We start from the raw sequence: 12,434 nt of genomic DNA on the forward strand, positions 1-12,434 counted from the left end.
AATCACGACGGCCTGAAGGACAAATCCACGTCCTCTGAAAGCGGACGGGGGCGGTCTCTGCAATATTCGATCCCGACACCAGATGCAGGAGATCGCCATGTCCCAATCCATCAATCAGCAACGCCGCCGCTTCCTCGGCATCGCCGGCGGGATCCTTGCCGCTTCCAGGCTCGGCGTCATCGGCTCGGCTCAGGCCCAGTCCAAGCCGGCGCTGCCTGCGATCAAGGCCGGCGCCCACACCTCGATCGGTCCCGGCAAGCAGATCAATGCCGGCGTGCTTGATACCGGTTATGTCGAGATGGGTCCTGCGTCCGGTCCCGCGGTGATCCTGCTGCACGGCTGGCCCTACGACATCCACAGCTATGCCGACGTCGCGCCGGCGCTGGCCGAGGCCGGCTACCGCGTGATCGTGCCGCATCTGCGCGGCTATGGCACGACGCGCTTCCTCTCCGGCGACACCATGCGCAGCGGCCAGCCGGTCGCGGTCTCAGCCGACATCATCGCGCTGATGGATGCTTTGAAGATCGAGAAGGCCGTGCTCGGCGGCTATGATTGGGGCGCGCGCACCGCCAACATCATGGCGGTGCTCTGGCCCGAGCGCTGCAAGGCCATGGTGTCGGTCAGCGGCTATCTGATCGGCAGCCAGGCGGCCGGCAAGATGCCGCTGCCGCCGAAGGCCGAGCTGCAATGGTGGTACCAGTTCTATTTCGCGACCGAGCGCGGCCGCGAGGGCTATGCCAAGAACCGGCATGACTTTAACAAGCTGATCTGGCAGCTGGCGTCGCCGCAGTGGAAGTTCGACGACGCCACCTACGACCGCAGCGCGGCGGCCTTCGAGAATCCCGATCATGTCGATATCGTGATCCACAACTACCGCTGGCGGCTCGGTCTCGCCGAGGGCGAAGCGAAGTACGACGCGTTCGAGAAGACGCTCGCTCAGGCGCCGGTCATCGCGATCCCGACCATTACGATGGAGGGCGACGCCAACGGCGCGCCGCATCCGGAGCCCGCGGCCTATGCCAAGAAGTTTTCCGGGCATTACGAGCATCGGACCCTGACCGGCGGCGTCGGCCATAACCTGCCGCAGGAGGCGCCGCAGGCGTTCGTCCAGGCCATCATCGACGTCAGCAAGATCTGAGCCGCGGGCGGACAACGGAATCATGAAACAGGTTGTGACATGGGCAGCTGCCGCGATCGCGGCAGCCTGCATCAGCGCCTCATTGCCGTTCGCCGTCGGGCATGCCGATGAAGCGGCATTGGCATCGCCGATCTTCGGCGTGAAAATCCCGGAAGGCTACCGCGACTGGAAGCTGATCGCGGTCGGCGAAGAGACCGGGCTCGACGAGCTGCGCAGCGTGCTCGGCAACGCGACCGCCGTGAAAGCCTATCAGGACGGTGCCGCGCGATTCCCCGACGGCACCGTGCTGGTCAAGCTCGCCTGGAAGCGCAAGCCGGTTGCGGGCCTCGACGGCGCCTTCATCACGGGGCCGGCGACCACCGTCCAGGTCATGGTCAAGGACGCGGCCAAATATGCCTCGACCGGCGGTTGGGGTTTTGGCCGCTTCATCGACGGCAAGCCGGTCGATGCCGCCCAGCACGAGGCGTGTCTTGCCTGCCACGAGGCCCATGCCAGCGATCACGATTTCGTCTTCACGCACTACGCGCACTGAGTGCGATCAACCGCCCTCATCGTCGTCCTGGCGAAAGCCAGGACCCATTACCCCAAATCTCAGTCATTGCGCGACGCTGGGGCCGCGATCCCATTCACAATCAACTGCGGTGGTTATGGGTCCTGGCTTTCGCCAGGACGACGGCGGTGTTTCTGGCGAGCGCCATGCACCGATCACGGAGATGCCGCGGCGTACTGGGTCCCCCGGTCGAGCCGGGGGACGACACCGAGTATGGCACTACGCCTTCTTCACGTCCTCGCGGCGCGGTCTGATCTGGCGTTGCCGTTGCAGTGAGGCTAGTTTTCTCGCCGCAATCGCATGCGGGGAACGGCCTTGACCATCACCATCTATGGCATCAAGAACTGCGACACCATGAAGAAGGCACGGGCCTGGCTCGACGATCACGGCGTCGCCTACGACTTCCACGACTACAAGACCGCCGGGATCGCCAAGGACAAGCTCAAGCAGTGGAGCGACGAGGTCGGCTGGGAAACGCTGCTCAACCGTGCCGGCACGACCTTCAAGAAGCTGCCCGATGCCGACAAGGAAGGCCTGAACGAGCGCAAGGCGCTGGCGCTGATGGCCGAGCAGCCCTCGATGATCAAGCGTCCGGTGCTCGATCTCGGGGGCAAGCGCGTGGTCGGCTTCAAGCCGGATATCTATGCCAAGGAAGTGCCGGCGAAGGTGCGCAAGAAGGGCTAAGGCGCTTCCAGCGATGGGGTGAGCCCTTCGCGTGAAGCGACGCGTCTAGATCAACTCGACTGAATCATGGCTCACGGGACGATCCGTCGGGACGAACCTGCGGTCGATCACGGCACGCTCCGTGACTACCGGGGCCGACTTCGCAGCGACGCCCATGAGATTGTGCAGCCGAAAGCCGCCTTCGATGCTGATCGCCTTGTAGGAGCCGATGATGTGCTCGACGGCATCGCCGCGTCCGAACGGCAGCAGCAGCCTTTCATAGGAAACCTCCTTGCCGTCGGCGTCCGTGACCTCGGCAACGGTGTAGGTCGGGCGCCTGCGCGCCAGGCAGGCACGATAGGAGAGGATGACGCCGGCATAACGCTCGGGGCCGATCGCATCATCGAGATAACGGTTGGTGCGCAGCGGCGGCTCGACATGCTCGTTGCCATAGGCCGTTGTCAGTCTCGCGCCTTCCTGCGTTATCAGGAAGCGGGCGGCCTCGCCACTGCCGACCACGTCAAAGCTCATCATGTCGGCGCGCTCGTCGGCGGTGCCCTCGGTGTCGAAGTCGCACAGCAAGGGAAGCGCGTCCGGCATGCGCAGCGCGCGCAGCCAGGCGTTCAGCAGCACCCGCTGCGTGACCGACCTGACCACCGATGGATCGGCGCTCCTGAATTGCATCGGCTAGCCGAATGCAAGCACATCCCCGAACGGGATGCGGCCAAGGACAAGTTCATCGATGTGCGGGATGGTTTGGCTGCGGGCATAAAGTCGCAGCCACGTGCCGGGGACATCACGTTGCGGGATCGACTTGACGACCGAAGAACTGGCGCGCTCGAAATGCAAGGCTCTAGCCATTCATCATGCAATGGCCGGAGCTTCGTCGAGGCGCGGAAATATTCTATGAAAGCGGGAGTCCGGAGCAAAACACCGTTAACGACCGCTTTCCCGAGGCGCAAAGCGCGCCGAAATGCCATTCGACTAAGGATCAACCGGAACCGGACACGCGGATGCCGCACTGCACAGCTTTCCACCTTGCGTAACCGCCGCAGATGACGGCATATTCCGGCCCGGAGGCGACGGGCCCCGGACGGTTTCCAAGACGTATCGGACACCTGTCGGACACGAAAAAAGCTGGCCACGCGGGCGAGGGGCTTCGCAGCGATGGCGTATGGGGGAATCTATTTGGCCGATGAGTTCATCCTCGAAACCAGCGGATTGACCAAGGAATTCGCGGGTTTCTTCGCCGTTCGCGACGTCGCGTTGAAAGTGCGTCGGGGCAGCATCCATGCGTTGATCGGGCCGAACGGCGCCGGCAAGACGACCTGTTTCAATCTGCTGACCAAATTCCTGAAGCCGTCGGCAGGCCAGATTCGCTACAAGGGCCACGACATCACCGCGATGCCGCCGGCCGACGTTGCGCGCCTCGGGCTGGTCCGTTCGTTTCAGATTTCGGCGGTATTCCCGCATCTGACCGCGCTCGAGAACGTTCGCGTGGCGCTGCAGCGGCAACACGGTTCGTCGTTCGATTTCTGGCGTTCGAAAAGCGTGCTCGACCGCTTCAATCCGCGCGCCCATGAGCTCCTGAACGACGTCGGCTTGAGCGAATTCGCCAACACGCCGGCGGTCGAGATGCCGTACGGCCGCAAGCGCGCACTTGAAATTGCAACGACGCTCGCGCTCGACCCCGAGATGATGCTGCTCGACGAGCCGATGGCCGGCATGGGCCACGAGGACATCGACAAGATCGCGGCGCTGATCAAGCGGATCTCCGCGAAATACACCATCCTGATGGTCGAACATAACCTCTCGGTGGTGGCCAACCTCTCCGACATCATCACCGTGCTGACGCGCGGGCAGGTGCTGGCGGAGGGCAACTACGCCGACCTCTCCAAGGACGAGCGCGTGAAGGAAGCCTATCTGGGAGCGGGTCATGGCTGAGGCAAAACTGGCGGAGAAGCCCGTGGCTGCGGCCGGCGCCGACGTGCTGACGGTCAAGGATCTGCAGGCCTGGTACGGCGAATCCCACATCCTTCACGGCATCAATTTCAACGTGAAGGCCGGCGAGGTGGTGACGCTGCTCGGCCGCAACGGCGCCGGCAAGACCACCACGTTGAAGTCGGTGATGGGCGTGATCGGCAAGCGCTCCGGCTCGATCCGCTTCGACAATCAGGAAATCATCCGCGCCACCTCGGACAAAATCGCGCGGCTCGGCATCGCATTCTGTCCCGAGGAGCGCGGCATTTTCGCCAGCCTCGACGTGCGCGAGAACCTGCTGCTGCCTCCGGTGGTGCGCCCGGGCGGCCTGCCGCTCGACCAGATCTTCACGCTGTTTCCCAACCTGAAGGAGCGCCTCACCAGCCAGGGCACCAAGCTCTCGGGCGGCGAGCAGCAGATGCTGGCGATCGCGCGCATCCTGCGGACCGGCGCGCGCTTCCTGATGCTGGACGAGCCGACCGAAGGGTTGGCGCCGGTCATCATTCAGCAGATCGGGCACACCATTGCGCGCCTGAAGTCGCAGGGATTCACCATCCTGTTGGTCGAACAGAATTTCCGTTTCGCCTCGACCGTTGCGGACCGCTACTACATTGTCGAGCACGGCAAGGTGATCGACGGCTTCGCCAATTCCGAGCTGTCGGCCAACATGGACAAGCTCCATACCTATCTCGGCGTCTGATATCGCCAGAACCAGAAAATTTAAGACGAGGGAATACGACATGAAGAACAAGATTTCGGCGCTCCTGCTCGGCACCGCGATGGTGCTCTCGGCTGCAAGCGTCGCCTCCGCCCAGGAAAAGCTCGACAAGACGGTCAAGATCGGCGCGCTGTCGGACCAGTCCGGCCTCTACGCCGATCTCGCCGGCCCCGGCTCGACGCTGGCGGCGCAGATGGCCATCGAGGACTCCGGCCTCAAGGCCAAGGGCTGGACCATCGACCTGATCTCCGGCGATCACCAGAACAAGCCGGATATCGGCACCACCATCGCCCGCCAGTGGTTCGACGTCGACAAGGTCGACACCATCGTCGACGTGCCGAATTCCGGCGTCGCGCTCGCGGTCAACAACGTGGTGAAGGAAAAGAACGGCGTCTACATCAATTCGGGCGCCGCCACTTCCGATCTCACCAACGCGCAGTGCTCGCCGAATACGGTGCACTGGACCTACGACACCTACATGCTCGCCCACGCCACCGGCCAGGCGCTGGTGAAGGCGGGCGGGGACACCTGGTTCTTCCTGACCGCGGATTACGCGTTCGGCGCCGCGCTCGAGCGCGACACCACGGCCGTCGTCACCGCCAATGGCGGCAAGGTGGTCGGCGGCGTCAAGCATCCGCTCAACACCGCCGACTTCTCCTCCTTCCTGCTGCAGGCGCAAGCCTCCAAGGCCAAGATCATCGGCCTCGCCAATGCCGGCGGCGACACCACCAACTCGATCAAGCAGGCGGCCGAGTTCGGCATCGTCAAGGGAGGCCAGAAGCTCGCGGCGCTGCTGCTGTTCCTCACCGACGTCAAGGCGATCGGGCTCGAGACCGCGCAGGGCCTCAACTTCACCGAGACGTTCTACTGGGACCTCAACGACAAGACCCGCGCCTTCTCCAAGCGCTTCTCGGAGCGGATGAAGAACAGCGCGCCCCCGACCATGGTGCAGGCCGGCGTCTATGCGGGCCTCATCCATTACTTCAAGGCGCTGGAAGCGCTCGGCGGCAATCCGCATGACGGCGCCAAGGTGGTCGCGAAGATGAAGACGATCCCGACCGACGATCCGCTGTTCGGCAAGGGCGAGGTCGAGGCCAACGGCCGCGTCACCCACGACGCCTATCTGTTCGAAGTGAAGAAGCCCTCGGAGTCCAAGGGACCGTGGGACTTCTACAAGCTGGTCGGCACCGTGCCGGGCAACCAGGCCTTCACGCCGCTCGACAAGAGCACCTGCCCGCTTCTGAAGAAGTGACGATCATGCCCGCCGGCCATGGGCGTGGCCGGCGGGCTTCATCTATCTAGTGAAAGCTCATTCGATGCAGGCTCTCTACGCACAGCTTCTGGTGGGACTGATCAACGGCTCGTTCTACGCGCTGCTCAGTCTGGGGCTCGCCGTCATCTTCGGCATGCTCAACATCATCAATTTCGCGCATGGCGCGCTCTACATGATGGGCGCCTTCGTGGCGTATTTCCTGCTCAACCTGGGCGGCATCAATTACTGGTGGGCGCTGATCATCGCACCCGTCGTGGTCGGCATCTTCGGCATGATCCTCGAGCGGACCATGCTGCAATGGCTGACCGGCCTCGACCATCTCTACGGACTGCTGCTGACCTTCGGCATCGCGCTGATCGTGCAGGGCGTGTTCCAGAACTATTTCGGCTCCTCGGGCCTGCCTTACTCGATCCCGGATCAGCTCAAGGGCGGCGTCAATCTCGGCTTCATGTTCTTGCCGATCTATCGCGGCTGGGTCGTCATCTTCTCGCTCGTGGTGTGCCTTGCGACCTGGTTCCTGATCGAGAAGACGCAGCTCGGCGCCTACCTGCGCGCCGCCACCGAGAACCCGACGCTGGTGCGCGCATTCGGCATCAACGTGCCGCGCATGATCACGCTGACCTACGGGCTCGGCGTCGGTCTTGCCGCGCTCGCCGGCGTGCTGTCGGCGCCGATCAACCAGGTCCGCCCGCTGATGGGCGCCGATCTCATCATCGTGGTGTTCGCGGTGGTCGTGATCGGCGGCATGGGCTCGATCATGGGCTCGATCATCACCGGCTTCGCGCTCGGCGTGATCGAGGGACTGACCAAGTATTTTTATCCCGAGGCCTCCAACACCGTGGTGTTTGTCCTGATGGTGGTGGTGTTGCTGGTGAAGCCAACGGGACTGACGGGACGGGCGGCTTGATATGTCAGCATTGACCGACGATACACTTCCGATCACGCCGCGCGCGATGCGCGACGAGATGATCGTATTCGCCGCGATGGCGCTGCTGCTGGCGATCGTGCCGTGGACGGGGATCTATCCGTTCTTCGTCATGCAGGCGCTGTGCTTCGCGCTGCTCGCCTGCGCCTTCAACCTCCTGATCGGCTATGGCGGCCTGCTGTCGTTCGGCCACGCGATGTTCCTCGGCACCGCCGGTTACGTCTCGGCGCACGCGCTGAAGGTGTGGGGGCTGTCGCCGGAGCTCGGCATCCTGGTCGGCACCGCGGCCGCGGCCTTGCTCGGCCTCGTCACCGGCTTCATCTCGATCCGCCGCCAGGGCATCTATTTCTCGATGATCACGCTGGCGCTGTCGCAGCTGCTCTACTTCATCTACCTGCAGGCGCCGTTCACCCATGGTGAGGACGGCATCCAGGGCATCCCGCAGGGCCACCTGCTCGGGATCTTCGACCTGTCGAAGCCGATGGTGCTCTACTACGTCGTGCTGGTCGGCTTCCTCGCCGGCTTCCTGCTGATCTACCGCACCATCAACTCGCCGTTCGGCGAGGTGCTGAAGTCGATCCGCGAGAACGAGCCGCGGGCGATCTCGCTCGGCTACAAGACCGACCAGTACAAGATGCTGGCCTACATCCTGTCGGGCACGCTGGCGGGCTTTGCCGGTTCGCTGAAGGTGTTCGTGGCGCAGAATGCCTCGCTCACCGACGTGCACTGGTCGATGTCCGGTGAAATCGTGCTGATGACGCTGGTCGGCGGTCTCGGCACTATCTTCGGCCCGGTGGTCGGCGCCTTCGTGATCATCGCCATGCAGCAATATCTCGCCGGTTTCGGCCAGTGGGTGACGGTGATCCAGGGCGTGATCTTCGTGGCCTGCGTGCTGCTGTTCCGGCGTGGCCTGGTCGGTGAACTGGCCCATTTGCTGCGGCGGTCGCTGTAGGGCAGGTCTCGGCGATTTTCGTCCACATAGCGGTGGACGACCGCCCGTTTGGGCGGTCGATCCCGATGTTTTCCCCGCCAGATGCTCTATGACAGTTCTGTGACAGCCGCTAAAAGGGCTGTCCCGGAACGATGGAACTGAGACATGCTGCGGTGGTTTCGCGCCTTCCTGCCCAAGGAAGAGCGCTTTTTCGACCTGTTCGCCCGCCACGCCCAGACCTCGGTGCAGTGCGCGTTGGCGTTGCAGGACATGCTGAAGGGCGGGGAGGAGACACCTGTCTTTTGCCAGCGCGTCAATCAGTTCGAGAACGACGCCGATAGCGTTACCCGCGAGGTGCTGACCGCGGTTCGCCGCACCTTCATCACCCCGTTCGATCGCGGCGATATCAAGAACCTGATCACCTCGATGGACGACGCGGTCGACCAGATGCAGGCGACCGCGAAGGCGGTGATGCTGTTCGAGGTGCGCGAGTTCGAGCCGCCGATGCGCGAGATCGGCACGCTTATCGTGGAATGCGCCAATCTGGTCGTCCGCGCGCTACCTTTGTTGCAGGGCATCGGCCAGAACGTCTCGATGCTGACCCAGATCACCGAGGAGTTGACCAAGCTCGAGGGCCGGGTCGACGATCTCCATGATATCGGGCTCAAGGAATTGTTCCTGAAGCACCGCGACGCCAACACCATGGACTTCATCGTCGGCGCCGAGATCTACGATCACCTCGAGAAGGTCGCCGACCGCTTCGACGACGTCGCCAACGAGATCAACTCCATCGTGATCGAGCAAGTCTGAGCATGATCCGGAAAAGTGTGATGAGGTTTTCCCTGCGACGAACGCGAAGCGTTTGCGCGGAGATCATGCTCAACAAAGCACAATAGAGCGGGGCCATCACGTGGACGCCACGCTAGGTCTTCCCGTTCTGACCATCCTGATCGCGGTCGCGCTGCTGTTCGACTTCCTGAACGGCCTGCACGATGCCGCCAACTCGATCGCGACCATCGTCTCGACCCGCGTGCTGCGGCCGCAATATGCGGTGTTCTGGGCGGCCTTCTTCAACTTCGTCGCCTTCGCAGTCTTCGGCCTGCACGTTGCCAACACGATCGGTACCGGGATCATCGACCCGTCGGTGGTGGACGCGACCGTGATCTTCGCAGCATTGGTCGGCGCGATCGTCTGGAACGTGATCACCTGGGGGCTCGGGATTCCCTCGTCGAGCTCGCACGCGCTGATCGGCGGCCTGGTCGGCGCCGGCATGGCGAAGGCGGGCGTTTCGGCGGCGGTGTGGAGCGGGCTCTCCAAGACCCTGCTCGCGATCGTGCTGTCGCCGCTGGTCGGCTTCCTGCTCGCGCTGGTGCTGGTCGCGATCGTGTCCTGGCTTTCGGTGCGCTCGACGCCGTTCGCGGTCGATCGCGCTTTCCGCATCCTGCAATTCGCCTCGGCCTCGCTCTATTCGCTCGGCCATGGCGGCAATGATGCGCAAAAGACCATGGGCATCATTGCCGTGCTGCTCTATTCGCAGGGCCATCTCGGCGACAAATTCGAAATTCCGTTCTGGGTCGTGCTGGCCTGCCAGAGCGCGATGGCGCTGGGCACGCTGATGGGCGGCTGGCGGATCGTCCGCACCATGGGGCTGCGGATCACCAAGCTGACGCCGATGCAGGGCTTTTGCGCCGAAACCGGCGGCGCCGCGACACTGTTCATGGCGACTTATCTCGGGGTTCCCGTATCGACCACGCACACCATAACCGGCGCCATCGTCGGCGTCGGCGCGGCACGGCGGCTCTCCGCCGTGCGCTGGAATGTGGCGAGCTCGATCGTCTACGCCTGGGTGATCACGATCCCGGCGTCGGCCGCGGTCGCAGCCGCGACCTATTGGGCGGTGCAGATTCTGAAGTAGCGTTTTCGAGCGACGTGGAAGCCGGTTCGCGTTAGCAAAACGCGTCCGAAAGAAGTCATCAGCCGACCAGCTTCAGCCCGACGATGCCGGCAACGATCAGCCCGATGCTGGCCAGCCGCATCGCGGTCGCGGGTTCACCGAGCAGGATGATGCCGAGCGCCGCGGTGCCGACCGCGCCGATCCCGGTCCAGACCGCATAGGCGGTTCCAATCGGCAGCGTCTTCAGCGCGAGGCCGAGCAGGATCACGCTGCCGGCCATCGCCGCCAGCGTCAGCACCGACGGCACCAGCCGCGAGAAACCTTCGGTATATTTCAGCCCGATCGCCCAGCCGATCTCGAGCAGGCCAGCGGTGAACAGAATGGTCCAAGCCATCACGAACCCTCCAGATAAGGCAGGGTCGTCCCCGCGAATGGTATGGTGAGCAGAAGGTCGTCCTTCCGGTGCCTATATGGGGACGGTGCGGCCGTTCCGCATTGCGACAAAACGCCCTTGATTGCGCCCGTTTTCCCTGCCAAATGCCCCGCCATGTCCGACATTTCAGTTTCAGCCGAATCGCCGTCCCGCTCGCCGCTTTCAGAGGAAGTGGCGCGACGGCGCACCTTTGCGATCATCTCGCACCCGGACGCCGGCAAGACCACGCTGACGGAAAAACTGCTGCTGTTCGGCGGCGCCATCAACCTCGCGGGCCAGGTCAAGGCCAAGGGCGAGCGGCGCAACACGCGCTCGGACTGGATGAAGATCGAGCGCGAGCGCGGCATCTCGGTCGTCACCTCGGTGATGACCTTCGAGTTCAACGACCTCGTGTTCAACCTCTTGGACACGCCGGGCCACGAGGACTTTTCGGAAGATACCTACCGCACGCTGACCGCGGTCGATTCCGCGGTCATGGTGATCGACGCCGCGAAAGGCATCGAGGCGCGCACCCGAAAGCTGTTCGAGGTGTGCCGGCTGCGCGACATCCCGATCATCACCTTCATCAACAAGATGGACCGCGAGAGCCGCGACACGTTCGAGCTTCTGGACGAGATCGAGAAGACTCTGGCGCTCGACACCACGCCGATGACCTGGCCGGTCGGCCGCGGCCGCGACTTCCTCGGCACCTATGACGTCGTCAATGGCGGCGTGCGGCTGCTCGAGGGCGGCGGCGCCAAGACCGGCGCCACCGAGCAGATCGACATCGCCGATCTCGGCAAGCGCAACCCCAATCTCGACGTCGCCGAGGTCAAGGACGAACTCGCGCTGGCCTCGGAGGCCTGCAAGCCGTTCGAGCTCGCGGCGTTCCGCGAGGGCCATCTGACGCCGGTCTATTTCGGCAGCGCGCTGCGCAATTTCGGCGTCGGCGACTTGCTGGAGGGCCTCGGCAAGTTTGCGCCGGCGCCGCGCGCGCAGGACTCGGATTTGCGCAAGGTCGAGGCGTCGGAGCCGCGCATGAGCGCATTCGTGTTCAAGATCCAGGCCAACATGGATCCGAACCACCGCGACCGCATCGCCTTCGCCCGGCTGTGCTCGGGCAAGCTCAGCCGCGGCATGAAGGCCAAGCTGGTGCGCACCGGCAAGAACATGAGCCTGTCGAGCCCGCAGTTCTTTTTCGCGCAGGACCGCTCGGTCGCCGACGAGGCCTTTGCCGGCGACGTCGTCGGCATTCCCAACCACGGCACGCTGCGGATCGGCGACACCCTGACCGAGGGCGAGGATCTGACCTTCGTCGGCGTGCCGAGCTTCGCGCCGGAAATCGTCCGCCGCGTCCGGCTGACCGATGCGATGAAGGCAAAAAAGCTGAAGGAAGCCTTGCAGCAGATGTCGGAGGAGGGCGTCGTGCAGGTGTTCCGTCCGCGCGACGGCGCGCCGGCGCTGGTCGGGGTGGTCGGCCCGCTGCAGCTCGATGTGCTGAAGGCGCGGCTCGATGCCGAATATTCGCTGCCGGTCGAGTTCGAGATCTCTGAATTCTCGCTGGCGCGCTGGATCTCGTCCGACGACCGCAAGCAGCTCGACGCGTTCATCGCCGCCAACAATTCCGGCATCGCCGACGACGTCGACGGTGATCCCGTGTTCATGGCCAAGAACGAGTTCTATCTCGGCTACACCCGCGAGCGCGCAGAGGGCATCACCTTCTCCAACGTCAAGGACGTGAAGAAGAAGGCGTAGCCTCCGCATACTCGGTGTCGTCCCCCGGCTCGACCCGGGGGATCCAGCACGCCGAGGCTTATCCGTTCAATCACCGCCGTCTCTGGAATACTGGGTCGCCCGGTCGAGCCGGGCGATGACAGCGGGGGTTGTGGAGCGAAAAGCGCGAGGACGTGAACGCCGCCCCGCTTGATGCGCTCCGGCCGCGGACCCATT

14 protein-coding genes are annotated in these 12,434 nt (G+C 63.9%); 11 read left to right on the plus strand and 3 right to left on the minus strand.

Features of this window, described 5'->3' with window-relative positions; all coding sequences use genetic code 11:
- Nucleotides 1–97: 97 nt before the first annotated feature.
- The 3 genes from XI02_RS19795 to XI02_RS19805 all read left to right on the plus strand — a co-directional run bounded on the left by XI02_RS19795 (nt 98) and on the right by XI02_RS19805 (nt 2,372).
- On the plus strand, nt 98–1,138 hold the full coding sequence (locus XI02_RS19795; protein WP_172648064.1) for an alpha/beta fold hydrolase: 1,041 nt from the start codon (nt 98–100) through the stop codon (nt 1,136–1,138).
- 22 nt (nt 1,139–1,160) lie between these two features.
- Nucleotides 1,161–1,670, plus strand: a complete 510-nt coding sequence (locus tag XI02_RS19800) for a cytochrome P460 family protein (protein ID WP_069277791.1) — start codon at nt 1,161–1,163, stop codon at nt 1,668–1,670.
- Nucleotides 1,671–2,003: 333 nt separating this feature from the next.
- Complete coding sequence (locus XI02_RS19805) at nt 2,004–2,372, plus strand: ArsC family reductase (protein WP_141713431.1); 369 nt, start codon at nt 2,004–2,006, stop codon at nt 2,370–2,372.
- A 45-nt stretch (nt 2,373–2,417) separates the two neighbouring features.
- Here the strand turns inward: XI02_RS19805 and XI02_RS19810 are convergent, their stop codons facing one another.
- Nucleotides 2,418–3,035, minus strand: coding sequence for a hypothetical protein (locus tag XI02_RS19810; protein WP_069277610.1), 618 nt, complete (start codon nt 3,033–3,035; stop codon nt 2,418–2,420).
- 3 nt (nt 3,036–3,038) lie between these two features.
- Entirely contained in the window at nt 3,039–3,200 is a 162-nt protein-coding gene (locus tag XI02_RS19815) for a hypothetical protein (protein ID WP_157790939.1), read from the minus strand.
- A 339-nt stretch (nt 3,201–3,539) separates the two neighbouring features.
- Here XI02_RS19815 and XI02_RS19820 point away from each other — a divergent pair, with 339 nt between their 5' ends.
- The 7 genes from XI02_RS19820 (at nt 3,540) to XI02_RS19850 (ending at nt 10,093) form a co-directional block, all read left to right on the plus strand.
- On the plus strand, nt 3,540–4,295 hold the full coding sequence (locus XI02_RS19820; RefSeq protein WP_016839877.1) for an ABC transporter ATP-binding protein: 756 nt from the start codon (nt 3,540–3,542) through the stop codon (nt 4,293–4,295).
- Complete coding sequence (locus XI02_RS19825; RefSeq protein WP_016839878.1) at nt 4,288–5,031, plus strand: ABC transporter ATP-binding protein; 744 nt, start codon at nt 4,288–4,290, stop codon at nt 5,029–5,031. Before XI02_RS19820 ends, XI02_RS19825 begins: the two co-directional genes overlap by 8 nt.
- Nucleotides 5,032–5,071: 40 nt before the next feature.
- On the plus strand, nt 5,072–6,301 hold the full coding sequence (locus XI02_RS19830; RefSeq protein WP_038379956.1) for an ABC transporter substrate-binding protein: 1,230 nt from the start codon (nt 5,072–5,074) through the stop codon (nt 6,299–6,301).
- A gap of 64 nt (nt 6,302–6,365) precedes the next feature.
- Nucleotides 6,366–7,229, plus strand: a complete 864-nt coding sequence (locus tag XI02_RS19835) for a branched-chain amino acid ABC transporter permease (RefSeq protein ID WP_016839880.1) — start codon at nt 6,366–6,368, stop codon at nt 7,227–7,229.
- 1 nt (nt 7,230) lies between these two features.
- Nucleotides 7,231–8,199 carry a branched-chain amino acid ABC transporter permease gene (locus XI02_RS19840; protein WP_026192674.1) on the plus strand — a complete coding sequence of 323 codons (969 nt, stop codon included), beginning with the start codon at nt 7,231–7,233 and terminating at the stop codon, nt 8,197–8,199.
- Between the two features lie 144 nt (nt 8,200–8,343).
- Complete coding sequence (locus tag XI02_RS19845) at nt 8,344–8,988, plus strand: DUF47 domain-containing protein (RefSeq protein ID WP_016839882.1); 645 nt, start codon at nt 8,344–8,346, stop codon at nt 8,986–8,988.
- Between the two features lie 100 nt (nt 8,989–9,088).
- Complete coding sequence (locus tag XI02_RS19850) at nt 9,089–10,093, plus strand: inorganic phosphate transporter (protein WP_016839883.1); 1,005 nt, start codon at nt 9,089–9,091, stop codon at nt 10,091–10,093.
- 58 nt (nt 10,094–10,151) lie between these two features.
- Here XI02_RS19850 and sugE read toward each other — a convergent pair whose 3' ends face one another.
- The gene (gene sugE, locus XI02_RS19855) at nt 10,152–10,466 is read right to left on the minus strand and encodes a quaternary ammonium compound efflux SMR transporter SugE (protein WP_016839884.1); all 315 of its coding nucleotides are present in this window, start codon (nt 10,464–10,466) and stop codon (nt 10,152–10,154) included.
- Between the two features lie 153 nt (nt 10,467–10,619).
- Here sugE and XI02_RS19860 point away from each other — a divergent pair, with 153 nt between their 5' ends.
- The gene (locus XI02_RS19860) at nt 10,620–12,239 is read left to right on the plus strand and encodes a peptide chain release factor 3 (protein ID WP_018271257.1); all 1,620 of its coding nucleotides are present in this window, start codon (nt 10,620–10,622) and stop codon (nt 12,237–12,239) included.
- The last annotated feature ends 195 nt before the right edge of the window (nt 12,240–12,434 follow it).

Origin of the sequence: Bradyrhizobium sp. CCBAU 21365, assembly GCF_015291305.1 — a bacterium.
Taxonomy (GTDB): Bacteria; Pseudomonadota; Alphaproteobacteria; order Rhizobiales; family Xanthobacteraceae; genus Bradyrhizobium; species Bradyrhizobium elkanii.

Coding starts and splice junctions, on each gene's coding strand:
- XI02_RS19795 (WP_172648064.1), top strand. CDS start 98: ATGTCCCAATCCATCAATCAGCAACGCCGCCGCTTCCTCGGCATCGCC.
- XI02_RS19800 (WP_069277791.1), top strand. CDS start 1,161: ATGAAACAGGTTGTGACATGGGCAGCTGCCGCGATCGCGGCAGCCTGC.
- XI02_RS19810 (WP_069277610.1), bottom strand. CDS start 3,035: ATGCAATTCAGGAGCGCCGATCCATCGGTGGTCAGGTCGGTCACGCAG.
- XI02_RS19825 (WP_016839878.1), top strand. CDS start 4,288: ATGGCTGAGGCAAAACTGGCGGAGAAGCCCGTGGCTGCGGCCGGCGCC.
- XI02_RS19830 (WP_038379956.1), top strand. CDS start 5,072: ATGAAGAACAAGATTTCGGCGCTCCTGCTCGGCACCGCGATGGTGCTC.
- XI02_RS19835 (WP_016839880.1), top strand. CDS start 6,366: ATGCAGGCTCTCTACGCACAGCTTCTGGTGGGACTGATCAACGGCTCG.
- XI02_RS19840 (WP_026192674.1), top strand. CDS start 7,231: ATGTCAGCATTGACCGACGATACACTTCCGATCACGCCGCGCGCGATG.
- XI02_RS19845 (WP_016839882.1), top strand. CDS start 8,344: ATGCTGCGGTGGTTTCGCGCCTTCCTGCCCAAGGAAGAGCGCTTTTTC.
- sugE (WP_016839884.1), bottom strand. CDS start 10,466: ATGGCTTGGACCATTCTGTTCACCGCTGGCCTGCTCGAGATCGGCTGG.
- XI02_RS19860 (WP_018271257.1), top strand. CDS start 10,620: ATGTCCGACATTTCAGTTTCAGCCGAATCGCCGTCCCGCTCGCCGCTT.